Origin of the sequence: Streptomyces sp. NPDC006743 (genome assembly GCF_040703815.1) — a bacterium.
Taxonomy (GTDB): Bacteria; Actinomycetota; Actinomycetes; order Streptomycetales; family Streptomycetaceae; genus Streptomyces.
Genome location: NZ_JBEYJA010000018.1, coordinates 68812 through 95456, shown reverse-complemented (window position 1 = coordinate 95456; position 26645 = coordinate 68812). Strand labels below are relative to the sequence as shown.

The 26645-nt window shown below is 74.3% G+C and carries 27 protein-coding genes; 15 read left to right on the top strand and 12 right to left on the bottom strand.

Annotation, left to right across the window (positions count from 1 at the left end):
* The first annotated feature begins 1 nt into the window (after window position 1).
* Both ABZ719_RS17470 and ABZ719_RS17465 read left to right on the top strand, forming a co-directional pair.
* Window positions 2-1192 carry a histidine kinase gene (locus ABZ719_RS17470; RefSeq protein ID WP_366726083.1) on the top strand — a complete coding sequence of 397 codons (1191 nt, stop codon included), beginning with the start codon at window positions 2-4 and terminating at the stop codon, window positions 1190-1192.
* Window positions 1189-1803, top strand: coding sequence for a response regulator transcription factor (locus ABZ719_RS17465; protein ID WP_366726043.1), 615 nt, complete (start codon window positions 1189-1191; stop codon window positions 1801-1803). Before ABZ719_RS17470 ends, ABZ719_RS17465 begins: the two co-directional genes overlap by 4 nt.
* A gap of 198 nt (window positions 1804-2001) precedes the next feature.
* Here the strand turns inward: ABZ719_RS17465 and ABZ719_RS17460 are convergent, their stop codons facing one another.
* Complete coding sequence (locus ABZ719_RS17460) at window positions 2002-2853, bottom strand: transglutaminase-like domain-containing protein (RefSeq protein ID WP_366726042.1); 852 nt, start codon at window positions 2851-2853, stop codon at window positions 2002-2004.
* Between the two features lie 17 nt (window positions 2854-2870).
* Entirely contained in the window at window positions 2871-3923 is a 1053-nt protein-coding gene (locus ABZ719_RS17455; protein WP_366726041.1) for a GNAT family N-acetyltransferase, read from the bottom strand.
* Between the two features lie 140 nt (window positions 3924-4063).
* On the opposite strand from ABZ719_RS17455, the gene fdxA reads away from it, so the two are divergent.
* Together fdxA and ABZ719_RS17445 are read left to right on the top strand one after the other, a co-directional pair.
* Window positions 4064-4384 carry a ferredoxin gene (gene fdxA / locus ABZ719_RS17450; RefSeq protein WP_037852134.1) on the top strand — a complete coding sequence of 107 codons (321 nt, stop codon included), beginning with the start codon at window positions 4064-4066 and terminating at the stop codon, window positions 4382-4384.
* Between the two features lie 107 nt (window positions 4385-4491).
* The gene (locus tag ABZ719_RS17445; RefSeq protein ID WP_366726040.1) at window positions 4492-5583 is read left to right on the top strand and encodes a bifunctional succinyldiaminopimelate transaminase/glutamate-prephenate aminotransferase; all 1092 of its coding nucleotides are present in this window, start codon (window positions 4492-4494) and stop codon (window positions 5581-5583) included.
* A 63-nt stretch (window positions 5584-5646) separates the two neighbouring features.
* On the opposite strand, the gene ABZ719_RS17440 is transcribed toward ABZ719_RS17445, so the two are convergent.
* Together ABZ719_RS17440 and ABZ719_RS17435 are read right to left on the bottom strand one after the other, a co-directional pair.
* Window positions 5647-6066, bottom strand: coding sequence for a hypothetical protein (locus ABZ719_RS17440; protein ID WP_037852128.1), 420 nt, complete (start codon window positions 6064-6066; stop codon window positions 5647-5649).
* A 332-nt stretch (window positions 6067-6398) separates the two neighbouring features.
* Window positions 6399-7379: a heavy metal transporter gene (locus ABZ719_RS17435; RefSeq protein WP_366726039.1), complete on the bottom strand. Its 981-nt coding sequence runs from the start codon at window positions 7377-7379 to the stop codon at window positions 6399-6401.
* Window positions 7380-7580: 201 nt separating this feature from the next.
* On the opposite strand from ABZ719_RS17435, the gene dapE reads away from it, so the two are divergent.
* Together dapE and ABZ719_RS17425 are read left to right on the top strand one after the other, a co-directional pair.
* Complete coding sequence (dapE, locus tag ABZ719_RS17430; protein WP_366726038.1) at window positions 7581-8660, top strand: succinyl-diaminopimelate desuccinylase; 1080 nt, start codon at window positions 7581-7583, stop codon at window positions 8658-8660.
* Window positions 8661-8755: 95 nt separating this feature from the next.
* Complete coding sequence (locus ABZ719_RS17425; RefSeq protein WP_366726037.1) at window positions 8756-9514, top strand: TIGR00730 family Rossman fold protein; 759 nt, start codon at window positions 8756-8758, stop codon at window positions 9512-9514.
* 221 nt (window positions 9515-9735) lie between these two features.
* Here the strand turns inward: ABZ719_RS17425 and folP are convergent, their stop codons facing one another.
* Complete coding sequence (gene folP, locus ABZ719_RS17420; protein ID WP_366726036.1) at window positions 9736-10596, bottom strand: dihydropteroate synthase; 861 nt, start codon at window positions 10594-10596, stop codon at window positions 9736-9738.
* A gap of 140 nt (window positions 10597-10736) precedes the next feature.
* Between folP and ABZ719_RS17415 the strand changes: the two genes are divergently transcribed.
* Both ABZ719_RS17415 and ABZ719_RS17410 read left to right on the top strand, forming a co-directional pair.
* Entirely contained in the window at window positions 10737-11096 is a 360-nt protein-coding gene (locus ABZ719_RS17415; protein WP_366726035.1) for a DivIVA domain-containing protein, read from the top strand.
* A 41-nt stretch (window positions 11097-11137) separates the two neighbouring features.
* Entirely contained in the window at window positions 11138-11734 is a 597-nt protein-coding gene (locus ABZ719_RS17410) for a DNA-3-methyladenine glycosylase I (protein ID WP_366726082.1), read from the top strand.
* Between the two features lie 37 nt (window positions 11735-11771).
* Here the strand turns inward: ABZ719_RS17410 and ABZ719_RS17405 are convergent, their stop codons facing one another.
* The gene (locus ABZ719_RS17405) at window positions 11772-12575 is read right to left on the bottom strand and encodes an enoyl-CoA hydratase-related protein (RefSeq protein WP_366726034.1); all 804 of its coding nucleotides are present in this window, start codon (window positions 12573-12575) and stop codon (window positions 11772-11774) included.
* 391 nt (window positions 12576-12966) lie between these two features.
* Between ABZ719_RS17405 and ABZ719_RS17400 the strand changes: the two genes are divergently transcribed.
* The gene (locus ABZ719_RS17400) at window positions 12967-13134 is read left to right on the top strand and encodes a DUF3117 domain-containing protein (RefSeq protein ID WP_003966491.1); all 168 of its coding nucleotides are present in this window, start codon (window positions 12967-12969) and stop codon (window positions 13132-13134) included.
* A 226-nt stretch (window positions 13135-13360) separates the two neighbouring features.
* Here ABZ719_RS17400 and ABZ719_RS17395 read toward each other — a convergent pair whose 3' ends face one another.
* Window positions 13361-14056 (bottom strand): O-methyltransferase, encoded by a 696-nt coding sequence (locus ABZ719_RS17395; protein WP_366726081.1) that lies wholly within the window; start codon window positions 14054-14056, stop codon window positions 13361-13363.
* A 248-nt stretch (window positions 14057-14304) separates the two neighbouring features.
* Here ABZ719_RS17395 and sigE point away from each other — a divergent pair, with 248 nt between their 5' ends.
* The 5 genes from sigE to ABZ719_RS17370 all read left to right on the top strand — a co-directional run bounded on the left by sigE (window position 14305) and on the right by ABZ719_RS17370 (window position 20437).
* On the top strand, window positions 14305-15009 hold the full coding sequence (gene sigE, locus ABZ719_RS17390; protein ID WP_078883779.1) for an RNA polymerase sigma factor SigE: 705 nt from the start codon (window positions 14305-14307) through the stop codon (window positions 15007-15009).
* Window positions 15006-16019 carry a zf-HC2 domain-containing protein gene (locus tag ABZ719_RS17385; RefSeq protein ID WP_366726033.1) on the top strand — a complete coding sequence of 338 codons (1014 nt, stop codon included), beginning with the start codon at window positions 15006-15008 and terminating at the stop codon, window positions 16017-16019. The genes sigE and ABZ719_RS17385 overlap by 4 nt, the downstream gene beginning before the upstream one ends.
* Window positions 16020-16158: 139 nt before the next feature.
* Window positions 16159-18834 carry a trypsin-like peptidase domain-containing protein gene (locus tag ABZ719_RS17380; protein WP_366726032.1) on the top strand — a complete coding sequence of 892 codons (2676 nt, stop codon included), beginning with the start codon at window positions 16159-16161 and terminating at the stop codon, window positions 18832-18834.
* A gap of 282 nt (window positions 18835-19116) precedes the next feature.
* Window positions 19117-19599: a sec-independent translocase gene (locus tag ABZ719_RS17375; RefSeq protein WP_366726031.1), complete on the top strand. Its 483-nt coding sequence runs from the start codon at window positions 19117-19119 to the stop codon at window positions 19597-19599.
* A 166-nt stretch (window positions 19600-19765) separates the two neighbouring features.
* On the top strand, window positions 19766-20437 hold the full coding sequence (locus ABZ719_RS17370; RefSeq protein ID WP_366726030.1) for a hypothetical protein: 672 nt from the start codon (window positions 19766-19768) through the stop codon (window positions 20435-20437).
* A gap of 100 nt (window positions 20438-20537) precedes the next feature.
* On the opposite strand, the gene ABZ719_RS17365 is transcribed toward ABZ719_RS17370, so the two are convergent.
* The 3 genes from ABZ719_RS17365 to ABZ719_RS17355 are packed head-to-tail and all read right to left on the bottom strand — an operon-like array spanning window position 20538 to window position 23623.
* Complete coding sequence (locus ABZ719_RS17365; protein ID WP_366726029.1) at window positions 20538-21671, bottom strand: Mrp/NBP35 family ATP-binding protein; 1134 nt, start codon at window positions 21669-21671, stop codon at window positions 20538-20540.
* A 43-nt stretch (window positions 21672-21714) separates the two neighbouring features.
* Window positions 21715-22308 (bottom strand): DUF1003 domain-containing protein, encoded by a 594-nt coding sequence (locus ABZ719_RS17360; protein WP_366726028.1) that lies wholly within the window; start codon window positions 22306-22308, stop codon window positions 21715-21717.
* Window positions 22295-23623 carry a CBS domain-containing protein gene (locus ABZ719_RS17355; RefSeq protein WP_366726027.1) on the bottom strand — a complete coding sequence of 443 codons (1329 nt, stop codon included), beginning with the start codon at window positions 23621-23623 and terminating at the stop codon, window positions 22295-22297. Before ABZ719_RS17355 ends, ABZ719_RS17360 begins: the two co-directional genes overlap by 14 nt.
* A gap of 323 nt (window positions 23624-23946) precedes the next feature.
* On the opposite strand from ABZ719_RS17355, the gene ABZ719_RS17350 reads away from it, so the two are divergent.
* Complete coding sequence (locus ABZ719_RS17350) at window positions 23947-24708, top strand: hypothetical protein (protein WP_366726026.1); 762 nt, start codon at window positions 23947-23949, stop codon at window positions 24706-24708.
* 64 nt (window positions 24709-24772) lie between these two features.
* On the opposite strand, the gene ABZ719_RS17345 is transcribed toward ABZ719_RS17350, so the two are convergent.
* Both ABZ719_RS17345 and ABZ719_RS17340 read right to left on the bottom strand, forming a co-directional pair.
* The gene (locus ABZ719_RS17345) at window positions 24773-25285 is read right to left on the bottom strand and encodes a hypothetical protein (protein ID WP_366726025.1); all 513 of its coding nucleotides are present in this window, start codon (window positions 25283-25285) and stop codon (window positions 24773-24775) included.
* Between the two features lie 41 nt (window positions 25286-25326).
* Window positions 25327-26442 carry a magnesium and cobalt transport protein CorA gene (locus tag ABZ719_RS17340; protein ID WP_366726024.1) on the bottom strand — a complete coding sequence of 372 codons (1116 nt, stop codon included), beginning with the start codon at window positions 26440-26442 and terminating at the stop codon, window positions 25327-25329.
* Between the last annotated feature and the right edge of the window lie 203 nt (window positions 26443-26645).

The following is a 26645-nucleotide window of genomic DNA, read 5'->3' as shown; positions in this document are numbered from 1 at the left end:
CATGACGGACGACCGCATCGGGGAAGCCCGCCAGGACCGGCTGCTGCGCATGGGGGAGCCGCCCCGCGACCTGGGCGAGGCCTGGCGCAAGCTGGTGTGGATCCTGCCCTGGCTGATCTTCCTCAGCTCGCCGGTGCGCGACCTGGCCGCGGGCGCCCACACGCCGGGGGCCACCGCCGGTGGCTGGGCCGGTCTGGCCGCCTTCACCGGCACCTACCTGGCGCTGATCTTCCGCAACATGGGCCGGCCCTTCCCGCAGCGGGTCCTCGTCTGCCTGGTCGCCGTCCTCGGGGTCCTCGCGGTGGCGCTGAGCCTGACCCTCGGCAGCGCATGGGTCGGCCTGTTCGTGTACGTCGCGGTGGTGTGCGGCACGGCGTTCCCGCTGCGCGTCGCCTCCTGGACGATCCCGCTGACCACGGCGGTGATGCTGGCCGTCGGCCAGGTCGTCGGCGCGGGGGACATGTGGACGCTGGTCCTGCTGGTGCTGCTCGTCGGCTTCGCGATGAGCGGCGTACGGCAACTGGTGCGCACGACGGTCGAACTGCGCCAGGCCCGCGCCACCGTCGCCCAGCTCGCCGCCAACGAGGAGCGCCTGCGCCTCGCCCGTGACCTGCACGACCTGCTCGGCCACTCGCTCTCCCTGATCACGCTGAAGAGCGAGCTGGCCGGCCGGATGCTCCCCGCCCACCCGGACAAGGCCGCCCAGCAGGTCGCCGACATCGAGCAGGTCAGCCGGCAGGCCCTGGTCGACGTGCGCGAGGCCGTCACCGGCTACCGGCGGCCCCGCCTGACCGCCGAACTGGCCGGTGCCCAGGTCGCGTTGACGGCGGCCGGGGTGAGCCCCGCACTGCCCGCCGAGCCCGACCTCACCGGCGTCCCCGAGGAGAGCGAGGCCGCGCTCGCCTGGGCGCTGCGCGAGGCCGTCACCAACGTCGTACGGCACAGCGGCGCCCGGCGCTGCGCGGTCGAGGTCGTCCGCCGCCAGACCCTGGACGGGCCGATGCTCGAACTGTCCGTGGAGGACGACGGCACGGGCGGCCCGGGCAACGGGCCCGGCAACGGCCTGACCGGCCTCCAGGAGCGCCTGGAGAAGGCGGGCGGCATGCTGGAGGCGGGCCGGGCCGGGCGCGGGTTCCGGCTGGTCGCCCGGGTGCCGGCCGCCGCACCGGGGCACGTAGGATCCCCGGCATGAGCAGCACGATCAGGGTTCTCCTCGCCGAGGATCAGTCGATGGTCCGCGAGGCACTGGCCGCACTGCTCGGCCTGGAGGACGACATCGAGGTCGTCGCCCAGGTGGCGCGCGGGGACGAGGTCGTGGCCGCCGCGCACGCCCACGACATCGACGTGGCCCTGCTCGACATCGAGATGCCCGGCTGCACCGGCATCGAGGCGGCGGCCCGGCTCCACCAGGAACTGCCCGCCGTCCGGCTGGTCGTCCTCACCACCTTCGGCCGCCCCGGCTACCTGCGCAGCGCCATGGAGGCGGGCGCCGACGCCTTCCTCGTCAAGGACGCCCCGGCCGCCCAGCTCGCCGAGGCCGTGCGCAAGGTGCTCGCCGGTGAGCGGGTCATCGACCCCACGCTCGCCGCCGCGGCCCTCGCGGAGGGCGCCAACCCGCTGACCGACCGCGAACGCGAGGTCCTGCGCGCCGCCGCCGACGGTTCCACCAACGCCGAACTGGCCGCCGCCCTCCACCTCTCCCAGGGCACCGTCCGCAACTACCTCTCCACCGCGATCCAGAAACTGGCGGTCAGGAACCGGGCGGAGGCGGTCCGCATCGCGAGGGAGAAGGGCTGGCTCTGACCGGCCCCGCCCCTGCGGGCGCGCCGGCGTTCCGGTACGCGGCCTCGCCGCGCGGACCCGGCCGACCCCAGCGCACCCGCACCGGCCCGCCCGGGCACGCACCGGCCGCACCGGGGGCGGTCCTGTAGCAGTCACCGGGAACCCCGCAGCAGCCACCGCACCGGGGCGCCCCGCCGCAGCAGCCGCCGGCAGCCGCTCTCAGTTCAACCGGGCCCGCGCCGCGAGCGCCTCTCCGCGCACCCGCCGGCCGGCGCTCTCGTCCACCGCGCCCACCACGTCCGCGTAGGCCTCCAGCGCCTTCGCCCCCTCGACGAAGTCGCCCCGCTCGACCAGCAGCCGGGCCCGCTCGTACCGCAGCCGCGCCGGGTGCGAGGGCAGCAGCAGGGACAGCTCGACCGCCCACAGCGCCACGTCCGACCGTTCGGGCCGGGCGGCGGCCCACGCCCGGATGTTGTTCAGGATCCGCATGACGAGGTCCAGCGGCTCCGCGGGCACCAGCATCGACGGCTCCAGCGGCGCCCCCGTCGCCCCGGTGACCAGCAGCTCCGCGTCCGCCCCGGTCAGCACCCGGCCCCCGTCGAACGGGTCGGCGAGCACCTGCTGGCCGGCCGTGCCGAATCCGACCACGAAGTGCCCCGGCAGCGCCACCCCGTACACCGGTGCCCCCGCCCGCCGCGCGACCTCCATCCACACCACGGACAGCAGGATCGGCAGTCCGCGCCGCCGCCGCAGCACCGTGTGCAGCAGGGAGGAGTCCAGCCGCTCGTAGTCCGCGGCCGAGCCGCAAAACCCGTGCCGCTCGCCGAGCAGCTCGCCCAGCGCCCGCGCCCACGCGAGGGGGCCGCCGGGCCGGTAGGGCAGTTGCCCGGCCAGCCGGTCGAGTTCCAGCTGCGCCGCGTCCAGGCCGGCCTCGTCCAGCGTTCCGTCCCCCGCCGCGCCCACCAGCAGGCACAGCGCCGCCAGGTCGGGCCGCTCCGCGCGCGCCTGGTCGGCGAAGCGCCGGCGCAGCTCGGCCGACCGGCCGGGCGGTGGGGGACTGGGATGGCGCATGGCGGGCCCGTGTCCTTTCACGAGAGGCCGGGCGCGGACGGACCCGTCCCCGCCGCCGGTCCCGGCTCGCGGTAGTGGTGGTACGTGTGGTGCGCGGCGAAGCCCAGACCGGCGTACAGCGCCCGCGCCGCGGCGTTGTCCGTCTCCACCTGGAGCCAGGCGGCCGAGGCGCCCTCGTCGAGGGCCTGCCGGGCGAGCGCGGCCAGCACGGTGGAGGCCAGCCCCTGGCGCCGCCGCACCGGATCCACCTCGACGGCGGCGAACGAGGCCCAGCGGCCGTCCACGACGCACCGCCCGATCGCGGCCGGCGGCTGACCGGCCGCCGCGCCCGGGACGGACGCGAACCACACCGAGGGCCCTGCCGCCAGGACTCTCAGGGCCACCTCGCTCACCCCCTTGCGCTGGTACCGGGCGAGCCACGCCTCGTCGGCCGTGCGGGACAGCACGACCCCGGACGGCTCGCCGGAGCCGCCCTCCGCCCGGTCCGCGACCGGCGCGAGCGCACCGGTCCACAGCTCGGCGGTCACCTCACGGGTCCAGCCGCGCCGCTCCAGCTCCGCGCACAGCGTCTCCTGCGTGCCCTCGCCGCCGGTGGCGGTCTGGACGTACGCGGGCAGGCCGCGCTCCCCGTACCAGCGTCGTACGGTCTCCAGCGCCGCGTCGAGCGGGAGGCCGGGGTCGCCGAGAGGCAGGACGGAGTTGGCCCGGCGGGTGAAGCCGGCGGCCGCACGCAGCTCCCACTCGCCGAGCCGCTCGCTCTCCACCGGCTGCCAGGCGCGCGCGGCGACACGCGCGAGTTCGGGGTACGTGGCGGCGGGGCCCCGGCGGCGGGCCGGCGCGGCGGGCACGACCTTTCCGGCCACCAGTGCGGATTCCGCGATCCGGACGGTTTCGCCGTCCTTTCGTGTGATCAGCAGCACACCGTTGTCCCATGATGTGAGAACACCGACCGTGTCGGTGAACTTCTCACCCGTTCCCCGCGGTTCGTCCAAGCGCCGTACGGAGACCCGTTTGCCCACGTCAGAAGCGGTGATGCGGACCTCAAGCCGTCCTGCCGCCCAGATTTCCACAGGTCAGTTCACCCCTCCTGTATGGATCATGCCCCGGAACGGAGATACTAGGTGCGGGCATCGACGACGCCGCGCTCCCGCGCGCCAGGCGGCGGAGCCTGTGGAGGCCCGCCAGCGCCCTATCGAGGAGGAACGACAGCGTGACCTACGTCATCGCGCAGCCTTGTGTCGACGTCAAGGACAAGGCGTGCATCGAGGAGTGCCCGGTCGACTGCATCTACGAGGGCCAGCGGTCCTTGTACATCCACCCGGACGAATGCGTCGACTGTGGTGCCTGTGAGCCGGTCTGCCCGGTCGAGGCGATCTTCTACGAGGACGACGTGCCGGAGGAGTGGAAGGACTACTACAAGGCCAATGTGGAGTTCTTCGACGAGCTGGGCTCTCCCGGCGGCGCCAGCAAGCTCGGGCTGATCGAGCGCGACCACCCGGTCATCTCCGCGCTGCCGCCGCAGGGCGAGTAACCGTCCGGTGGCCCCGCCGCCTCGGTCCCGTACGGCCCGACCGCCCCGCGCGTCGGCAGCCGTACGGGACCGAGGCGTTTTCCGTACCAGAAAGTGAGCCAGAACCCGTGTCCGCAGTCTCCGAACGCCTCCCCACCTTCCCCTGGGACAAGCTGGAGCCGTACAAGAAGACGGCCGCAGCCCACCCGGGCGGCATCGTCGACCTCTCGGTCGGCACCCCCGTCGACCCGGTACCCGAGCTGATCCAGAAGGCGCTGGTCGCGGCGGCCGACTCGCCCGGCTACCCGACGGTCTGGGGCACGCCCGAGATGCGCGACGCGATCACCGGCTGGGTCGGGCGCCGGCTCGGGGCCCGCGGGGTCACCCACCGTCACGTCCTGCCGATCGTCGGTTCCAAGGAGCTGGTCGCCTGGCTCCCCACGCAGCTCGGCCTCGGCCCGGACGACACGGTCGCCTTCCCGCGCCTGGCCTACCCGACCTACGAGGTCGGCGCCCGGCTGGCGCGCGCGCAGTACGTGGCCTACGACGACCCCACCGAGCTGGACCCGGCGCGGCTGAAGCTGCTGTGGCTGAACTCGCCGTCCAACCCGACCGGCAGGGTCCTCGGCAAGGAGGAGCTGACCCGGATCGTCGCCTGGGCCCGCGAGCACGGCGTCCTGGTCGTCTCCGACGAGTGCTACCTCGAACTGGGCTGGGAGGCGGACCCGGTCTCCGTCCTGCACCCCGACGTGAACGGCGGCTCCTACGACGGGATCGTCGCCGTCCATTCGCTCTCCAAGCGCTCCAACCTGGCCGGCTACCGCGCCGCGTTCCTCGCCGGTGACCCGGCCGTCCTCGGCCCGCTGCTGGAGATCCGCAAGCACGGCGGCATGATGACCTCGGCGCCGACGCAGGCGGCGGTCGTGGCGGCGCTGGGCGACGACGCGCACGTCCGCGAGCAGCGCGGTCGCTACGCGGCCCGCCGCACCGCCCTGCGCCAGGCCCTGCTGGGCCACGGCTTCACCATCGAGCACAGCGAGGCCAGCCTCTACCTGTGGGCGACGCGCGGCGAGTCCTGCTGGGACACGGTGGCCCACCTGGCCGCCCTCGGCATCCTGGTCGCCCCCGGCGACTTCTACGGCCCGGCCGGCGACCGCTACGTCCGCGTCGCCTTCACGGCCACGGACGAACGCATCGCGGCGGCCGTGGCCCGGCTCTGACCGCACACGCGCCGACGGGGCCCGGGGAGATCCCCGGGCCCCGTCGCGTCGTACCGGCGGAGGTCAGCCGCCCAGCGGCAGGCCCTGGACCGGCAGGCCCTGCGTCGGCAGGCCGCCCTTCGTCGCCGTCTTCGCGGTGTCGCCGAGGAGACCGGCCGCGGTGCCCGCCGTGTCGCCCGCCGTCTTCTGCGCCACCGGCGTGGTCTGCTTCACCAGCTTGCCGCCGGTCTTGCCCGCGGCCGGCACGGCCTGCTTGAGCGCCTTGCTGCCGGTGTCGCCCGCGACCCCGGTGACGTGCTGCGCCGCACCGTCCGCGGTGTTGCCGACGCTCGCCGTGTCCAGGGCGGTCAGCCCGCCCAGGTTCGGGGTGGCCGGCAGCTGGGGCGCAGCACCGGCGGAGCCGGCCGCACCGACCCCGGCAGCCGCCCCGGCGGCGACGAGCAGCGCGGCACGGGCGATCCGGCGGGTCAGGGGGAGGGACATGTTGCTCCTTCGACGGGAGAGAACCTTGAAGTGTCCGACCGGGCCCGGTAGTTCACCGGAAGCCGTGGGGCCGTCGGTGGCCCGGCCCGGACGCAGTGACTACCGCTCGAAGCCCGCGAAGGTTGCGGCGGGGCAACGTAAAGAGTTGGCAATGCGTCGCATAATCTGCTGTGGATAAAAACGGGCAAAGGGCAACCGCGTGGAAAGCCTGCTGAATCCTTACAGCACTGCGATTCCAAGGGTTTTGGCGCACAGCCGGGTGACGGCGCGAAAACCTGCGCACACCGCCGCGCCCACCCGGCCCGCGCTACCCCGGCGGGTGAAGATCCGAACTAGTGCCCCGTCGTGATGCGGACCGCGCCGGACCCCGCGCCGGCCCCGTCGGCGTTCTTCCCGTCGGCCGCCCGCCACTCGCCCTCGGTGACCCCCGCGGTCCACTCCCGGCCGGCGTAGGACACCCGCTCGATGTGCAGCGCCGAGGCGTTGGCCACCGCCCAGTGCGCCAGCTGCCAGCCGCGCTCCGACAGGCTGCGCCCGCCGCGCGAGCCGGTGTCGTCCCGCACCGGCAGCGTCACCGTCCGCTCGTCCGCGCCCGCCCCGCCGCCCGGCGCGGCCGGCGGTGCGGCACCGCCCCGGCCGCCCACCTGCGCCCCGGCCTCCTGCACCACGTCCCGCCCGAAGTCCCGTACGAGAGCCGCCCGCACCGCCGCCGGACCGGTCGCGGCGCTGATCCCCGGACGGCCCTGGCAGGTCAGCGTGGCCGCGGCCCGCCCGGTCAGCGCGGCGGACAGCAGCGTGGCGTCCCGCTCGTGCCGGGCGTACGCCTCCGGGAAACCGCTGCGCTGCACCCGCTGCGCGGCCACCGTCAGCGGCAGCCGGGTGTAGTCGCGCACCTTGGTCAGGTGCTCGTAGAACATCCCCGCCGCGTACGCCGGGTCCATGATCTCCTTCGCCGTCCCCCAGCCCTGCGAGGGCCGCTGCTGGAACAGGCCCCGGGAGTCCCGGTCGCCGTGGTCGACGTTGCGCAGCCCCGACTCCTGCAGGGCGGTCGCCAGCGCGATCGTCACGGCCCGCTCGGGCATGCCGCGTCCGGTGCCGACGGCCGCGATCGTCGCCGCGTTCACCGCCTGCTCCGGCGTGAACTCGTACGCCCCGCCGTCCCGGCCGGCGGGGACGACCTCGCAGCCGGGACCCGTCCCGCCGGTCAGGTACTGCACCGTGAGGTAACCCGCGACCGCGAGCAGGACGACGAGGGCCGCCCCGATTCTGAGGAGGCGGCCACGACGCTTCGGAGTGGGGGACGGCTCTGGCACGCGTACAAGGTACTGGAGAGTGACCGCGCCGCCGCGCGCGGTAGGCGGAACGCGGCGGCGCGGGGCCGGTCCCGGCCGGCGGGCCGGTCCGGCGGGGAGCCCGGGCCCGAGCGCCGCAGGTGGGCGCAGGCGCGGACCGGCCGGGCGGCGGGGCCCGGCGCCGGTGGCACGACCCGCCGGGCAGGGCCTAGGGTCGGCGGCATGGCCGATACCCCGCTTGACCTCACGCTGGACGCCGCGCGGCTGACCGCGCAGCTCGTCGACTTCCCCTCGGAGAGCGGCACCGAGAAGCCGCTGGCCGACGCGATCGAGGCCGCGCTGCGCGCCCTGCCGCACCTGACGGTCGACCGCCTGGGCAACAACGTCGTCGCCCGCACGAACCTCGGGCACGACCAGCGCGTGATCCTGGCCGGCCACATCGACACCGTCCCCATCGCCGACAACGTGCCGTCCCGGCTGGACGACGACGGGGTCCTGTGGGGCTGCGGCACCTGCGACATGAAGTCCGGCGTGGCCGTGCAGTTGCGCATCGCCGCCACCGTCCCGGCCCCCAACCGCGACCTGACCTTCGTCTTCTACGACAACGAGGAGGTCGCCGCCGAGCTGAACGGCCTCAAGCACGTCGCCGAGGCCCGGCCGGACTGGCTCGCGGGCGACTTCGCGATCCTGCTCGAACCCTCCGACGGCCAGGTCGAGGGCGGCTGCCAGGGCACCCTGCGCGTGCTGCTGAGGACCAAGGGCGAGCGGGCCCACTCCGCGCGCGGCTGGATGGGCGCCAACGCCGTCCACGCCGCCGCGCCGATCCTGCGCAAACTTGCCGAGTACCAGCCCCGCTACCCCGTCATCGACGGCCTGGAGTACCGCGAGGGCCTCAACGCGGTCGGCATCTCCGGCGGAGTTGCGGGCAACGTCATCCCCGACGAGTGCGTCGTCACCGTCAACTTCCGCTACGCGCCCGACCGCAGCGAGGAGGAGGCGGTCGCCCATGTCCGCGAGGTCTTCGCGGACTGCGGCGTCGAGGAGTTCGTGATCGACGACCACAGCGGCGGCGCGCTGCCCGGCCTCGACCACCCGGCCGCCGCGGCCTTCATCGACGCGGTCGGCGGCACCCCGCTGCCCAAGTACGGCTGGACGGACGTCTCCCGCTTCTCCGCGCTCGGCGTCCCCGCCGTCAACTACGGCCCCGGCAACCCGCACTTGGCGCACAAGCGGGACGAGCGGGTGGAGACGGAGAAGATCCTCCTGGGAGAGGAGCGCCTGCGGGCGTGGCTGACGAGCTGACCCGGCGGCCACGAACCCGACCGGCCGAGGTCCCCCGCCGGTAACCCGCGGAGACCTACGCTGAGGTGGAACGACCGCACGTGGAGGGAGCGCACATGCCGACAGGCAACCCCGAGGGCAAGAAGGTGCCGCCGGAGGAGCAGCGCCTGGGACCGGTGCTCCGGCGCCGGGGCCAGGTCCAGGCCAGCACCACGGACCAGCGGCTGCTGGACGAGCGCGCCCCCACCGACTGGGTGCACACCGACCCGTGGCGGGTGCTGCGCATCCAGTCGGAGTTCATCGAGGGCTTCGGCACACTGGCCGAACTCCCGCCCGCCATCAGCGTGTTCGGCTCGGCGCGCACCCCGGTCGACTCCCCGGAGTACGAGGCAGGGGTGCGGCTCGGGCGGGGCCTGGTCGACGCGGGCTTCGCGGTGATCACGGGCGGCGGCCCGGGCGCGATGGAGGCGGCGAACAAGGGCGCCTGCGAGGCCGGGGGCATCTCGGTCGGCCTGGGCATCGAGCTGCCCTTCGAGCAGGGGCTGAACGCCTACGTCGACATCGGCCTCAACTTCCGTTACTTCTTCGTCCGCAAGATGATGTTCGTGAAGTACGCGCAGGGCTTCGTGGTCCTGCCCGGCGGCCTCGGCACCCTCGACGAGCTCTTCGAGGCGCTCACCCTGGTGCAGACCCAGAAGGTCACCCGCTTCCCGATCGTCCTGTTCGGCAGCGACTACTGGGGCGGCCTGGTCGACTGGCTGACCCACACCCTCATCGCCCAGGGCAAGGCGGCCGAGGCCGACCTGACCCTCTTCCACGTCACGGACGACGTGGAGGAGGCGGTGGCGCTGATGTCGAAGGAAGCGGGCAAGTAGGAGCGCCCCGACGGCGAAGAGGCGCGGGGCCGCATCGGTCCGCGGCTCCGCCGCGGGGCCCCCGCCGGGCGGTCGGCCGCGCACGGGGGCCCGGGGGCGGAGCCCAGGGTCCGGGACGGGAAGGGGCGGCGGGGGCGGAGCCCAGGGTCCGGGACGGGAAGGGGCGGCGGGGGCGGAGCCCAGGGTCCGGGACGGGAAGGGGCGGCGGGGGCGGAAACGCCCTACGCCAGCCCCCGCCGGGCCACCGCAGGCGCCCGGTGCCCCGCGATGGCCGCCACCATGTCCACCACCTGCCGCGTCTCGGCGACCTCGTGCACCCGGTACACCTGGGCCCCCAGCCACGCCGACACCGCGGTCGTCGCCAGCGTCCCCACCACCCGCTCCTTCACCGGCCGGTCCAGCGTCTCCCCCACGAAGTCCTTGTTGGACAGCGACACCAGCACCGGCCACCCCGTGGCGACCATCTCGTCCAGCCGCCGCGTCGCCTCCAGACTGTGCCGCGTGTTCTTCCCGAAGTCGTGCCCGGGATCGATCAGCACCGACTCCCGCGGCACCCCGAGCGCCACCGCCCGCTCGGCCAGCCCCACGGTGACCTTCAGGATGTCGGCCATGACGTCGTCGTACGTCACCCGGTGCGGCCGGGTCCGCGGCTCGGCGCCGCCCGCGTGCGTGCACACCAGCCCCACCCGGTACCGGGCGGCGACCTCGGCGAGGCGCGGGTCCACGCCGCCCCACGCGTCGTTCAGCAGATCCGCGCCGGCCTCGCACACCGCCTCGCCGACGTCCGCCCGCCAGGTGTCCACGCTGATGACGACGTCCGGGAAGCGCCGCCGCACCTCGGCGACGAAGCCGACCGTGCGCCGCGCCTCCTCCTCGGCCGTCACCTCGGCGCCGGGACCGGCTTTCACCCCGCCGATGTCGACGATCGCGGCCCCCTCGGCGACCGCCTGCTCCACCCGCGCGAGGGCGGGCTCGTCGCGGAACGTCGCCCCCTGGTCGTAGAAGGAGTCCGGGGTCCGGTTGACGATCGCCATGATCACCGGCTCGTGGGCGCCGAATTCACGCCTGCCCAGCCTGAGCATCCGCTGTGACCTCTTCTCCTGCGTTCCGGTCTTGGGCCGCCTGCGACCCTAACCGTCAGCGTCGCATGGCACGATCGGACCCTGACACATACGACAGACTCCGTAACTCCAGACTCCGTAACTCCGTGGGGACCTCAGCGATGGTGATGTTCTTGTTCCTGGTCGTCGCGCTCGCGGTCGTCGTCGCCGCGGTGACCCTCGCGGTCGTGGGCGGCGGGGGCGGCCCGCTGCCCGAAGCGGCGCCCGAGCGGCTGCACGACCCGCTGCCGCCGGACCGCCCGGTGGACCGCACCGACGTGGAGAGCCTGCGCTTCCCGCTCGCCGTCCGCGGCTACCGCATGGCCGACGTGGACGACGCCCTCGGCCGGCTCGGCGCCGAACTCGCCGAGCGCGACGCCCGGATCGCCGGCCTGGAGTCCGCGCTGGCCGGCGCCCGGTCCGCCGCGGCCCCCGTACGCCTGACCAAGCCGGACCAGCCGGGAGCGGAGGACCACCGGTGACGGACGCAGCGGCGACCGAGGACGCGGCGGCCCAGAGCCCGGTGACCGACACGGCGGCCGGGACCGCCCGCACGGGCCCGGACGGCGCCCGGCGCTGCCCCTGGGCGCTGTCGGCGCCCGAGTACGTGGCCTACCACGACGAGGAGTGGGGCCGCCCGGTCCACGGCGACGACGCCCTCTACGAACGGCTCAGTCTGGAGGCCTTCCAGTCGGGACTGTCCTGGATCACGATCCTGCGCCGCCGCCCCGGCTTCCGGGCCGCCTTCGCCGGCTTCCGCATCGCCGAGGTGGCCCGGTTCACCGACGCCGACCGCGCCCGTCTGCTCGCCGACACCGGGATCATCCGCAACCGCGCCAAGGTCGATGCCACCCTCGCCAACGCGCGCGTGCTCGCCGCGTGGTCCCCGGGCGAGCTGGACGACCTCATCTGGTCCCACGCCCCCGACCCGGCCACCCGGTCGGCCCCGCGGACCCTCGCGGACGTCCCCGCCGTCACCGAGCAGTCCACGGCCCTGTCCAAGGCCCTCAAGAAGCGCGGCCTGCGCTTCGTCGGCCCGACCACGGCGTACGCCCTGATGCAGGCGTGCGGGCTGGTCGACGACCACCTCGCGGACTGCGTGGCACGCCGCCGCCCCTGACCCGGCCCGCAGGGGCGGCGCGCCCGCGACCCGCGGGTCAGCGGCCCAGGTACTTCGGCTTCTCCTTGTCGACGAACGCCTGGACGGCGATGGCGTGGTCCTCGGAGCGCCCCGCCCGCGTCTGCAGCTCGTCCTCCTTGTCCAGGGTCTCCAGGAGGGAGTGCGTCAGGCCGTAGGCCACCGACTCCTTGAGCGCCGCGTACGCCAGCGTCGGGCCCGCGGCCAGCTTCCGCGCGGTCCTCTCGGCCTCGGCGCGCAGCTCGGCCGCCGGTACCACCCGGTCGGCGATCCCCAGCTCCAGGGCCTCCTGGGCGCTCACGGTGCGCGGGAAGAGCAGCAGATCGGTCGCGCGGCCGGGGCCGACCACCCGCGGCAGCGTCCAGGAGATGCCCGAGTCCGCGGTGAGCGCGACGCCCGCGAACGACGTGTTGAAGGACGCGGTGTCGGCGACGATCCGGTGGTCGGCGGCGAGCGCGAAGCCGAAGCCCGCCCCGGCGGCCACCCCGTTCACCGCGGCGACCACGGGCTTGGCCGCACCCGCCAGCGCCCGCACGATCGGGTTGTAGTGCTCCCGCACGGTGCTCATCGTCCGCCCCGACCCGCTCTCCCGGTCGGCGGCCAGCAGCCCGATGTGCTCCTTGAGGTCCTGGCCCACGCAGAACGCCCGGTCACCGGCGGCGGTCAGCAGGACCGCCCGTACGGCGGTGTCGGCCGCCGCGGATTCGGCCGCGTCCCGCAGCGCGACCTTGGCCGCGATGTTCAGCGCGTTCATCGCCTCCGGGCGGTTCAGCGTGATCGTCGCGAGCCCGTCGCTCACCTCGTAGAGCACGGTGTCGGCCATGGGGCATCCCCTCCGGTGTCGGCTCCGGCGTACCGGTCGGTACGTCCTGTGTCCGAGGGACAGCATGACGGAGATCACCGGCCCGGGCGCGGAGCGGGCGTGTGACCTGCGTCAAAGAAAACGGGTGGGCCGGGAGCCGGAAGGTGCGGCCGCGGGTGCGCAGTATCGCAGTCACATCCCCGAATTGAGTGGTTTTGCTCGCGCGCGTTGCCCAAGCGATGCCTACCGATGTTGGTCATCGGGTCCTGAGATGCGGGATAATGGCTGGGAAGCAATGTGTTCGATGCCGGTGTCGCGTGTCCTGGGCCGTTTTGCGGGTGGACCGCGCGCGTGCCCTTTCGGTACGCCGTCGGCTTTGACGATGAGCTGGGTTTCAGGAAGGGGAACGAGCATGGCGGCCATGAAGCCGCGGACGGGTGATGGCCCGCTCGAGGTGACCAAGGAGGGGCGGGGCATCGTCATGCGCGTTCCGCTCGAAGGCGGCGGTCGACTCGTCGTCGAGCTGACCCCTGACGAGGCCGACGCGCTCGGCGACGCCCTCAAGAAGGTCGTCGGCTGACGCGGAAGCGACCATACCCTTTCAGTGACCCCGGCACCGTGAGCGGTGCCGGGGTCACTGTTTTCCGGGCCCCGCCCGGCATTCCGGGCCGCCCCGGCCTCCTCACGCACGGCGGCGGGCACTGTCTTCCGCGCCTTCCGCCCGGCGGGCCGCGCAGCTCCCTGCCGGCGACGGCGCTCCGCGCGGGGCGGCGCGGCGCACGGGACGGCTCAGGCGTCGCGGCGGTTCAGCGCTTGACCGCGCACAGCAGGCCGTCGCCCACCGGGAGCAGCGAGGGCACCAGGTCGGGGCTCTCGCGCACCGTGCGCAGCAGCTCTCGCAGCCGCACGACCTCCGCGGGCTGCGGTCCGGAGTCGACCGTGCGGCCGTGCGCGAACACGCCTTCGAAGACGACCAGGCCACCGGGCCGCAGCAGACGCAGCGATTCCGCGAGATAGTCCGGGAACTCCTGCCGGTCGCCGTCGCAGAACACCAGGTCGTACCCGGCGTCCGCGAGGCGCGGCAGGACCTCCAGCGCGCGGCCGGGGATGAAGCGGGAGCGGTTGCTGGCGAAGCCGGCCGCCCTGAAGGCCTGCCGGGCGAACTGCTGGTGCTCCGGCTCGGGGTCGACGGTGGTCAGCACCCCGTCCGGGCGCATTCCGTGCAGGAGGTGGATGCCGGAGACGCCGGTGCCGGTCCCGATCTCCGCGACCGCCTTCGCGTCCACGGTGGCGGCGAGCAACCGCAGCGCCGCGCCCGCGGCGGGGGACACCGGACGCAGCCCTGCCTCGCCGGCCCGGTCCCGGGCCCAGCGCAGTGCGTCCTCCTCGGCGACATAGGCGTCGGCGAACGCCCAGCTCGTCTGCCGGTTGCCGGTAATGACCCTCTCCTGTCCCGTGGATGCCTCGGCGTGACTGTATCCGTTGGGGCCGGGAACCCGCAGATGGGACCGGGCGTTTGAAGGGGTGGGGGAGAGCCCGGCGAGGTGACCGGAGGCAGGACGGGGGGTATGGGATGGAACGGGACGACGAGCAAGTGCTGACGCAGCCGGATGAGGCGTGGCAGGGCGTGTCAAATTCAAGTAAAACCGCTTATCCGGAGCTAACGGGCGAGGTGGCTATGGTAGGGGCTCCACTGGACACCACCAGAGCCGACAGGGGAGGTGCGGCTTCGCCCGTGGATCGGGGAGGAGTGCTGCGGCGCTTTCTCGGATCGGCGAGCAGGCCGAAATCCGTGAACGACACCGCTGCTGACCCGACCCACGCCGAGGGCCCCGCCCAGACCGCGACCTTCTCCAGCGACGCGGACGGGCAGGCGTGGACTCCGCCCACCTGGGAGGAGATCGTCAGCACCCACAGCGGCCGCGTCTACCGCCTGGCCTACCGCCTCACCGGCAACCAGCACGACGCCGAGGACCTCACCCAGGAGGTCTTCGTCCGCGTCTTCCGCTCCCTGTCGACCTACACGCCCGGCACCTTCGAGGGCTGGCTGCACCGCATCACGACCAACCTGTTCCTGGACATGGTCCGCCGCAAGCAGCGCATCCGCTTCGACGCGCTCGGAGACGACGCGGCCGAGCGGCTGGCCAGCAAGGAGCCCACCCCCCAGCAGCTCTTCAACGACGCGCACTTCGACGCGGACGTCCAGCAGGCCCTGGACACCCTGGCGCCCGAGTTCCGCGCCGCGGTCGTCCTGTGCGACATCGAGGGGCTCTCCTACGAGGAGATCGCCGCCACCCTGGGCGTCAAGCTCGGCACGGTGCGCTCACGTATCCACCGCGGCCGTTCGCAGCTGCGCAAGGCCCTGGCGCACCGTTCGCCCGAGGCCCGGCAGGCCGAGCGGCGCCGCTTCGTGCCCCGCGTCGCCGCGCTGGGAGGAGGGGGCGCGACCGCGTGAGTGGATCCCGACCCGACCCCGCCGTGAGGGGCCTCGCGGAACAGCATCTGGGAGACCGGCTCTCCGCCCTGGTCGACGGAGAACTGGGTCATGAGACGCGTGAGCGCGTCCTGGCGCACGTGGCCACCTGCCCGAAGTGCAAGGCGGAGGTCGACGCGCAGCGCCGCCTGAAGAACGTCTTCGCCGAGACGGCGCCCCCGCCGCCCTCCGAGAGCTTCCTGGCCCGCCTGCAGGGGCTGCCGGGCGGCGACGGCGACGGCGGTTCGCCGCTGGGCGCGGGCGGATTTCCCGGCAGGCTCCCCGGGTTCCCCGGGCGCACGCAGGGCTCCGGGGACTCCGGGATGTTCGGCGCGCGGCGCGGCGAGCGGTTCCCCTTCGAGTACGCCGCGGCCGGACCGTACGCGTCCGAACCGGAGCCGGAGCAGCCGGAAGGCTTCCGGATCCACCCGGTGGGCCGCCCCGACGGTGAGCGGCCGGCCTCGCGCGGGCTGCGGTTCGCGTTCGTCGCGGCCGGCGCGGTGTCGCTGGCCGCGGTCGCCCTCGGCGGCGTCACCACCGGCGCGGCGGGCGACACGACCGCGGAGGCGCGCGGCGGTTCCGGCACGGGCAGCAATGTGACCCCCGCACGTCCGGCGGGCGCGGCAGCGGCGGGAACGGCCGAGGTCTCGCGGCGCCGTCAGCCGGCCACCGGGCCGCTGCCGGTGCAGCGGTCCACCGGCACGGCCCCCTACGCGCCGACGTCGCTGTCCGCGCCCCTGCTGCCCGGAGTGCCGACCCCGGCCGCCGCCGCGGCACCGGTGACGGACGCGGTGCACACCCTGACGGCGCCCATGAGCGCGGGGGCCGCGATCCTGTCCCCGCTGATACGTCCGCTCAGTGCCCGGCCGCCGATCGCCCTGACCGGGTGGTCCGCCGACCCGCAGCTCACAGCGCCCGGCCTGCTCACCGCACCGGCACCCGGACCGACGCCCCGTCCGCCGTCCCCCGCCACCGCGCACCTGGCGCCCTGACCGACGGCGGCAGGCTCCTGCGCGGTGGCCCGGGAACCTGGTTGAATCCAGGTGGTCGCGCCCATGACACCCGTCCGGGCGCGCAGTCGACGAAGCACGGCCACCGCCGACGAGCCGTGGCGGGCACCTTGGGGAGAGCATGAACGAGGGGAAGCCCCAGAAGTCCACCCGCCCGAAGTGGTGGACCCGCCCCCGACGGGCCCCGGACGCCTCGGACGCACCGGAGCCGCAGGACGCCCCGGATGCCTCGGAGTCTTCGGCGGCGGCCACGGCCGCCCCGCCCGCCGCCGTCCCGGAACCGACGGCGCCCGCCGCCGCCCCCGCGCACCACGAGGGCGACTACGAACTGGAACGCCCCGCGAAGGCAGGAGAAGGCACCCTGCCGGCGGCACCCGGCACGCCGGTGCCGTCCCAGGAGCCCGCACCGTCCGGCACAGCACCGACGCCGGACGGGCCGATGGCGTTCGACGAGTTGGCGGCGCCCGGGTCGTCGGCGGTGCCTGAGCCGACGGTGGCGCACGGCGCACCAGCGGCGCCCGGGCCGGTGACGGTGTCTGAGCCGTCGGTGGCCCTCGACAAGCCGACGCCGGACGGGCCGACGGCGTCCGACCGGCCGACGGCGCTCGACGAGTTGGCGGCGCCGGGGTCGTTGGCGGTGCCGGAGTCGTCGGTGGCCCTCGACAAGCCGGCGGCGCTCGACGGGCCGACGGCGTCCGACCGGCCGATGGCGCTCGACGAGATGGCGGCGCCCGGAGCGTTGACGGTGCCCGGCGCACCAGCGGCGTCCGGACCGGCGGTGGTGCCTGAACCGTCGGCGGCCTCCGGGCCGTTCGCAGTGCCCGGGGCGCCGGTGCCGGCCGAGCCCGCTGCTCAGCGCCCCAGGCCGCTGCACGACCCCGATCCCTACAGCACCCCGCCCTACGGAGAACCGGGCCCGTGGGCCCCCGCCCCGCCGGTGCAGCACCCGGCCGCGCTGACCCCGCCTCCGCCCGCAGGCCCGCCTGTGCCCGCCCCCGCGTCCCCGGCCGCCCCCGCGTCCCCGGCCGCCCCCGCGTCCGGGGTTGCCCCGGCGGGCATGCCCGCAGCCACGTCCGTGGCCGTGCCGCCCGCGGCGCCGATGTCAGGGCCGACGGCAGGGCCGCCCGTCCCTGCTCCGGACGTCCAAGGCGCCCCCGCCACCCCGCCCCAGGCACCGCCGTACGCACCGCCGTACGCGCCGCCGGTCGCGGACGCCTGGCCGCGGGGCGCCGCCGCCCCGTACGGCGCCCCTGGCCCGGCGGACGGCACGGGCCGGCCCGGTACGCCACCGGCTGCCCAGACGGCCCATGCCGCACCGGGCCGGCCCGGCGGCCCGGCCGTCCCCGTGCCCGCCGCGCACCCCGCCGTCCCGCCGGACCCCGCCGTCCTGCCCCGTCCCGCCGCCCCGGCCGACGTACCGCCTCCCGGCATGGCGTCAGCCGACGTACCGCCCCCGGGCACGGCCCCAGCCGACGTGCCGCCTCCGCCCGCCCCGGCGGCGGCGCCGACCGGTGGGGCCGTCCCCGCGACGGCGCCCCCCGGGGCCGGTGCTCCCGCACCGCACGAGGCCGCCGGTCCCGCCGGCGCCGTCGATCCGTGGCAGCGCTACGACCCCTGGGCGGTGCGGCCGGTGGCCGGGCCGTTGCTGGAGAGCGGGGCCGGGGCGGTGAGCGGGGAGCGGCGGCGCGGGCGGGTGCGGCGGTCCCTCGTGGGCGGGGCCGTCCTGCTGGCGCTGGTGGCCGGGGTGGCCGGCGGGGTGGCGGGGGCGTACCTGGAACGCAACGGCGGCTTCGGGACCGTGGAGCTGCCGCAGGCCGGCAAGGAGCCGGCCGGCCGCGCCCCGGACAGCGTGGCCGGGATCGCCGCCCGCGCCCTGCCCAGCGTCGTCACCCTGCACGTGTCCGGTTCCGGCGAGCAGGACACCGGCACCGGCTTCGTCCTCGACCGCCTCGGCCACATCCTCACCAACAACCACGTCGTCGGCCCCGCCGCCGCCGGCGGCGACATATCGGTGACCTTCAACGGCGGCCGGACCGCCCGGGGCACGATCGTCGGCCGCGACACCGGCTACGACCTCGCCGTCGTGCAGGTCCGCGGCGTGCGCGGGCTGACCCCGATGCCGCTGGGCAACTCCGACAACGTGCGGGTGGGCGACCCGGTCGTCGCCATCGGCGCCCCCTTCGACCTGGCCGACACCGTCACCTCCGGCATCATCAGCGCCAAGGAGCGGCCCATCACGGCCGGCGGCGAGAAGGGCGACGGCAGCGACCTGTCGTACGTCGACGCGCTCCAGACCGACGCGCCGATCAACCCGGGCAACTCCGGCGGCCCCCTCCTCGACTCCCGCGGCCGGGTCGTGGGCATCAACTCGGCCATCCGCTCCGCCGACACCGGCGCGGACGTGCAGACGGGCCAGGCGGGCTCCATCGGCCTCGGCTTCGCCATACCGGTCAACCAGGCCAAGCGGGTGGCGGAGGAGCTGATCAACACGGGCCGGGCCAGTCACCCGGTGATCGGGGTGACCCTCGACATGGCCTACCCGGGGGACGGCGCCAAGGTCGGGGACAAGGCGAAGGGCGGCGGGCCCCCGGTCACTGCGGGCGGGCCGGGCGCCAAGGCGGGCATCAGGGCCGGCGACGTGATCACCGCGGTGGACGGCGTGCCCGTCCACTCGGGCGAGGAACTGATCGTCAGGACCCGCGCCCACCGCCCCGGCGACCGCCTGGACCTGACCGTCGAACGCGGCGGCCGCAAACAGCGGGTCACCCTGGTGCTCGGCTCCTCGGACAGCGGCTGATGCGGCCCCCGCTCGCGGGTCCGCCCGCCCCGCGGCACCTGAGCGGCCCCGCCCGCCGCGGACCTTCCCCGGGCACGGCGCGGGCCCGCCGCCGGCACGGCGCGGACCTTCCGCGCGGCGGACGAGCCGGGAAACTGGTCGTGTACACGGACTCCGACACCTCGGGACGGTACCGGTCGGACACCTGGGGCGGGTACCGTGGATCCGGCCCGGACCACGGATAGACCCGCACAGACCGGACCGCCGAGGGCCGAGGACCACGGACATCGCAAGGAGCTTCAGGTGTTCAACGACATAGGACTGCCCGAGCTGGCGACGCTCATCGTCCTGGGCGTGCTCGTGTTCGGTCCGGACAAGCTCCCGAAGGTCATCCAGGACGTGGTGCGCACGATCCGGAAGATCCGTGAGTTCTCGGAGTCGGCCAAGCAGGACATCCGCCAGGAGCTGGGCCCGGAGTTCAAGGACTTCGAGTTCGAGGACCTCAACCCCAAGACGTTCATCCGCAAGCAGCTGGACAACGACGACCTGGGGCTGAAGGAGATCCGCAACGGCTTCGACCTGAAGAAGGAGATGGCCGAGGTCACGGACGCCGTGCGCAGCTACGACTCCGACTCCGCGCCGGCCTCGTCCTCCTCTTCCTCCTCGTCCGTCGCGTCCTCCTCGCCCGCCTCCCCCGCACCGGGGAGCGGCCGCGTCGACATGACCAAGAAGCCCGAGAGCCCCGGGCGGGACGACCGCCCGCCGTTCGACGCCGACGCCACCTGACCCACACGGCCGGAACCCGCCGCCTGCGCGGGCCACGCCCCGGGGCGCGTTCCCTGCGCTCCGGGGCGGGGTCGATATGCTGCCGAGTTGTTGTGCGGACCGGACGAGTACGCCCGATGGGGGGCGGGCGCGCCGGTCCGACGAGAGCGAGGAGGCGTCCGGGTTCATGGAGACGACAAGTAGGGCGGTCGCGCAGGCACCGGCCGAGGAGGGCGGACAACAGCCCTCCTCCGCCCGGCGCACGGTCGACGGCTACCTGCTGGCGCCCTTCCCGTGGTACGGCCTGGACGAGGCCTTCACGGGTCCGCGCCGGCTGATGCAGGTCGGCACCTCGGCCGACGGCCATGTGGAGCACGGTTCCCTCGGGCACGGCGACGAGCCCTCGGTGCGCAACGAGTTCGTGTCCGGCTCCCCGGACGACCCCAGGGAGAAGTTCACGGTCGTCGTCACCGTCGCGGCCAGTCCGGTCCGGCAGCTCGCCGACGGCACGGGCCGCCTGGAGGCGACCTCCGTCTCCTCGGCGGCCTGGCTGGCCGGGGTCGGGCTGCTGTCCGTCACCTGGCCCATGCAGATGGACCACGCCCTGCGCGACGACTGGCTGGAGCAGCAGACCGAGACGGCGTGGGTGCTGGCCGACGACCTGTCCGGCCCGGACTGGTCGACGCTCTCGCTGCCGGTGGACGGCGTCCCGACCCCCTTCCACTACCGGGAGTCCGAGTTCGGCTGGGTGCTCGCCGGGTCGACTTCGCAGGGGGTGCACGTGGGGGCGTACGGGCGGGGGATGAGCGCGTACGGGCTGGGCTTCGCCGTCGTCGAGGACATCACCGCCTACGCCTGACCCGCGCCGGGCAGGACGAGGAAGGGCGCCGTCCGCGCGGACGGCGCCCTTCCTCGTCGTACGACAGCAGTGGCCGCGCCCGGCGTCCGCGGCCCGGCCGCTAGAACTTGTTCTTCGGCGTGAGCCCCAGCGAGAGCCCCGACAGGCCCCGCTGCCGGCCGCCGAGCTTGCCCGCGATCCCGCGCAGCGCCGCGCCCGCCGGGGAGTCCGGGTCGGTCAGGACGACCGGCTTGCCCTCGTCGCCGCCCTCGCGCAGCCGGACGTCGATCGGGATGGAGCCGAGGACCGGGACCGAGGCGCCCGTGGTGCGGGTCAGGCCGTCGGCGACCAGCTGGCCGCCGCCCGTGCCGAACACGTCGACCATCTCGCCGCAGTGCGGGCACGGCAGACCGGACATGTTCTCGACCACGCCGACGATCTTCTGGTGGGTCTGCACGGCGATGGAGCCCGCCCGCTCGGCGACCTCGGCGGCCGCCTGCTGAGGCGTCGTCACCACCAGGATCTCCGCGTTCGGCACGAGCTGGGCGACGGAGATGGCGATGTCACCGGTGCCGGGCGGCAGGTCGAGCAGCAGGACGTCCAGGTCGCCCCAGTACACGTCCGCGAGGAACTGCTGGAGCGCGCGGTGCAGCATCGGGCCGCGCCAGACCACCGGCGCGTTGCCCGGGGTGAACATGCCGATGGAGATGACCTTCACGCCGTTCGCGGACGGCGGCATGATCATGTTCTCGACCTGGGTGGGACGGCCGTCCGCGCCCAGCATGCGCGGCACGCTGTGACCGTAGATGTCGGCGTCGACCACGCCCACCTTCAGGCCGTCGGCCGCCATCGCCGCCGCCAGGTTCACGGTCACCGAGGACTTGCCGACACCGCCCTTGCCGGAGGCGACGGCGTAGACCCGGGTCAGGCTGCCCGGCTTGGCGAAGGGGACCTCGCGCTCGGCCTGGCCGCCGCGCAGGGCACTGGCCAGCTCCTTGCGCTGCTCGTCGCTCATCACGTCCAGCGACACGTCGACCCGGGTGACGCCCTCGACCCGCGAGACCGCGTCGGTCACGCGCTGGGTGATCGTCTCGCGCATGGGGCAGCCGGAGACCGTCAGGTACACGGTGACCGCGACCGATCCGTCCGCGCCGATCTCCACCGATTTGACCATGCCCAGCTCGGTGATGGGTCGGTGGATCTCGGGGTCGTCAACCGTCGCCAGCGCTGCGCGCACCGCGTCTTCCGTAGCCATAAGGACGATGGTACGGCGCGCGGCGGCGGCCCCGGGACCCCCGTCAGCGGTCGTCCATGTCACGTCGCGGCGGACGTTCTGCCGGGAATACGGCATGTTCGCGGTGGCCGTCGTACCGCTCCTCCAGCTCCTTCATCATGTCCTGCAGCTCCGAGCGGATCCAGTCGCGGGTCGCCACCTCGCCCAGGCCCATGCGCAGCGCGGCGATCTCCCGGGTCAGGTACTCGGTGTCGGCGATCGACCGCTCGTTCTGCTTGCGGTCCTGCTCCAGGTTGACCCGGTCCCGGTCGTCCTGCCGGTTCTGCGCCAGCAGGATCAGCGGGGCGGCGTAGGAGGCCTGCAGGGACAGCGCGAGCGTCAGGAAGATGAACGGGTACTCGTCGAAGCGCAGGTGGCGCGGCGCGGCCACGTTCCAGATGATCCAGACGATGATCACCACCGTCATCCAGACGATGAACCGTCCGGTGCCCAGGAAGCGCGCGATCCGCTCGGACAGCCGCCCGAAGGCCTCCGGGTCCCACTCGGGCAGCAGCCTGCGCCGCAGCGGGCGCGGCTGGTCCAGCCGGGCGGTGCGGGGGCGGCCCGCGGCGGTGGCCCCGGCCGGGTGCCGCTCGCGCGTGCTCTCACGCTCCGCCATGCGCGCCCACCCCCTGTCCGTCTCCCGCCGTGCCGCCCGGTGCGCCGGCCGGCCCGTCGTCCAGGTGGAACTCCGTCTCGCGCCAGTCGTCCGGCAGCATGTGGTCCAGGACGTCGTCCACGGTGACCGCGCCCAGCAGCGCGCCGGCCTCGTCCACGACGGGCGCCGCGACCATGTCGTACGTGGCGAAGAACCCGGCGACCACCGGCAGCGTGGCGTCCGGCGCGAGCGGTTGCAGATCGTCGTCCAGGATCGAACTGACGAGCGTGTAGGGCGGGTCGCGCAGCAGCCGCTGGAAGTGGACCGTGCCCAGGTACTTGCCGGTCGGGGTCTCGTCGGGCGGCCGGCAGACGTAGACCTGGGCGGCGAGCGCGGGGGACAGGTCCCGGTTGCGGACCCGGGCGAGCGCGTCGGCGACGGTGGCGTCCGGGCGCAGGACGATCGGCTCGGTCGTCATCAGTCCGCCCGCCGTGTGCTCCTCGTACGACATCAGGCGGCGCATGTCGGCCGCGTCGGCGGGCTGCATCAGGCTCAGCAGCCGCTCCTGCTCCTCCTCGGGCAGCTCGGCGAGCAGGTCGGCGGCGTCGTCGGGGTCCATGGCCTCCAGCACGTCGGCCGCGCGCTCGCCCTTCAGTTTGCCGAGGATCTCGATCTGGTCGTCCTCGGGGAGTTCCTCGAGGACGTCCGCGAGCCGGTCGTCGTCCAGGGCGGCGGCGACCTCCGCGCGCCGCTTGGGGGACAGGTGGTGCAGCACGTTGGCGAGGTCGGCGGGGCGCAGCTGTTCGAAGGTGGCGAGCAGGCTCTCGGCGCCCTGTCCGTGCTCCTCCAGCGAGAAACCGGTGACGGCCGACCACTCCACGGTCAGCGTCTCGCCCTTGCTGCGGCGGAACGCGCCGGTCCGGCGCCCCTTCCTGACGAAGACGCGGTCGACCTCCCAGTCGCGGCGCGCCGGCAGCTGATGCACCGACACGTCCAGCACCGTCGCCTCCTCGCCGCTCTCCACGAGCGTGACCCGCCGGTCCAGCAGCTCGCCGAAGACGAGCCGCTCGGTGGGCCGCTGCTCGAACCGCCGCACGTTGAGCACACCGGTGGTGATGACCTGGCCCGACTCGATGCTGGTGACCCGGGTCATCGGCAGGAAGATGCGGCGCCGGGTGGACAGTTCGACGACCAGGCCGAGCAGGCGGGGCGGCCGGCGCCGGACGCGCAGCATGACGACCAGATCACGCACCCGCCCCACCTGGTCGCCCGTCGGGTCGAAGACGGCGACACCGGCGAGGTGCGAGACGAAGATCCGGGGGGCGCCCGCTGCCATGACCGCGCCTCCTTTGCGTGCTCTGTGACGTATGTGCTCGTGCTGCCCGGGCGTCCGGGATGCGGTGGGTTTCCGGGGCGTCCTTAGCCCCTGCCCGCTCAAGTGGGCTTCAGGCTAGCCCGTCCCGTTCGGATCCGCCCTGGTGAGCGGTGCGGACGGACTGGCTCCGCCGGGCCGTGCCGCCCCCGGTACGCTGCCGTACGCCGACAGGACCCCCGGGTCCCTCCCGTCGCGCGGTCTGCGTGCCGTGCACCCCGCGTACGCGCCGCAGCCCCGCCGCCGACCAGCCCCCGCCGAACGCGAGCAGAAAGGCAGTGCCGCCCGTGACTGCGATCCCCCCGTGCCGCCGTACCCGCCGTGCCGTGCTGGCGAGCGCGCTGTGCGCGCTGGCGGTCGTCACGGGCACGGGCCTGACGGGGTGCTCGGCGGACGATCCGGACGCCGGCACCAACGGCGTCGGCAAGCTCCCGGCCGACCGGATCCAGGCCAGGGCCGCGGCCGCCGCGGGGTCCGCCGCTGCCGTGCACCTGTCGGGGAACGTGGTCAGCAACGGGCGTACCTACCGGCTCGACATGCGGCTGAAGTCCGGCGGCGGCACCGGCTCGGTCACCTCGCAGGGGGTGACGTTCGGGCTGCTGCGGGTGGGCAGGCAGCTGTACCTGAAGGCGGACGCCCGGTTCTGGAACAACGCCGACGGCAAGGACGCGGGGAGCGGGAAGAGCGGCGCGGGGGACAAGCTCGGCGGCAAGTACGTGAAGGTGCCGCAGGGCGACCCCGCCTACCAGAGGTTCAGCGGCTTCACGGACAAGGACGTGCTCCTGGAGAGCCTGCTGACGCTGCACGGCGCGCTGGCGACGGACGGCCACCACGAGCAGTCCGGGGTGCGCACCGTCCGCGTCACCGGCGGCAAGGGCACCGGCGGCACCCTGGACGTCTCCCTGGAAGGCACCCCCTACCCGCTGCGGCTCGCCCGCGCCGGGGACGCGGGCACGCTCAGCTTCTCCGAGTGGGGCAAGGACTTCCCGCTGAGCGAGCCGGACGCGGACGAGACGGTCGACTACGGCAGACAACTGCCGGCGTCCTGACCGGCGCCCCCGGGCGCTTGGGCGCACCGGGGACACCACGGGCGGTCTCCCCCGCCGGGTGCGGTCACTTCCGCCGCCGCTTCCTCAGCAGCAACCGGGGCAGCCCCGCCGGGGCCGGCTGCCGGGTGGTCGCCGGGGTGGGCAGCGGCGCCTGGGCCAGCGAGCCGTCGGGCAGCGGCCCGACCGCCCCCGTCGGCTCCAGCCGCAGCACCCGGCACTCGCGGGCCCACCGGTCGGTCATGGCCTCGCCGTCGGGCGCGTTCAGGCGCTTGCCCTTCAGCTCGGCCACCGTCTCCTGCCACGCCGGCGAGCGGGGCGCCAGCTCCACGGTCCGCGCCGTCCAGGTGACCAGCCGGCCGCCCTTGTCCTTGCTGCGCACGGTGACCTCGGCGGTGGCCCCGTCGGCCAGGTGCGGCAGCGGCTGTTCGCCGGGACCGTCACCGACCAGGCACGCCGCGCCCTCGTGCCAGACGTGCCACAGCGCGCGCACCGGGCCGCCGGGGCCCTTGACCCAGATGAGGCCGGACTTCTTCGTGGCCTCCTCGACGAGGGCCCGGTCGAGGAACGCAGCAGTCATGGGAGCAGGGTAGCCAGGCGCGCCCGGCGCGGCGCCGGCGGTCACAGCCAGCCGTTGCGCTTGAGGGTGCGGTGGATGCCGAGACAGATCGCGGCGGTGACGGCCATGACCACCGGGTAGCCGTACTTCCAGTGCGTCTCGGGCATGTACTTGAAGTTCATGCCGTAGACCCCGCAGACCATCGTCGGTACGGCGATGATCGCGGCCCACGCGGTGATCTTCCGCATGTCCTCGTTCTGGGCGACGGACGCCTGGGCGAGGTTGGCCTGGAGGATGGAGTTGAGCAGTTCGTCGAAGCCGATGACCTGCTCCTGGACGCGGGCGAGGTGGTCGGCGACGTCCCGGAAGTACTTCTGGATGTCCGGGTCGATCAGCCGCATCGGCCGCTCGCTCAGCAGCTGCATGGGCCGCAGCAGCGGCGACACCGCGCGCTTGAACTCCATGACCTCGCGCTTGAGCTGGTAGATCCGCCCGGCGTCGGTGCCGCGCGGGGTGCGGCCGCGGCCCGGCGAGAACACCTCGGTCTCGACCTCGTCCACGTCGTCCTGGAGGGCGGAGGCGACCGCGATGTAGCCGTCGACGACGTGGTCGGCGATGGCGTGCAGCACCGCCGAGGGGCCCTTGGCCAGCAGCTCGGGGTCGTCCTGGAGCCGGTGGCGCAGGGCCCGCAGCGAGCCCTGTCCGCCGTGCCGGACGGTGATGAAGAAGTCCCGCCCGGTGAAGCACATCACCTCGCCGGTCTCGACCACTTCGCTGTTGGCGGTGAGCTGGTCGTGGTCGACGTAGTGGATGGTCTTGAAGACGGTGAACAGGGAGTCGTCGTAGCGCTCCAGCTTGGGCCGCTGGTGGGCCTGGACGGCGTCCTCGACGGCGAGGGGGTGCAGACCGAACTCCGAGGCGATGCCCGCGAATTCGGACTCGGTCGGCTCGTGCAGCCCGATCCACACGAAACCCCCGTCGCGCCGCACCTGGCGCATCGCCTCCTGCGGGGTGAGCGGCGCGGCGGTCTCCAGCCGGGCACCGTCGCGGTAGACGGCGCAGTCGACGACGGCCGAGGGGGTGGCCGGGTCGCGGGTGGTGTCGTACGTGCCGCTGTCCTTGCGCTGCGTGGGGCGGGACGGGCGGACCACGGCACGCAGGTCACGGATCATCGACATGGCGGGGCTCCTTCGTGACGAGCGACGAAGAGCGCCGACGACGGTCGGAACTGCCCGGAATGAGGACGTCCGGTGTGCGGATGTTTCGCACGTCCACAAAGCGGGGAGCACCGCACCGACGCGGTGACGGGCTTCGTCACTGATTCGATCGGTCAGATCGGGCGATCAGGCAAACGAAACGAAGTGCTCTTCCGTACGACGCG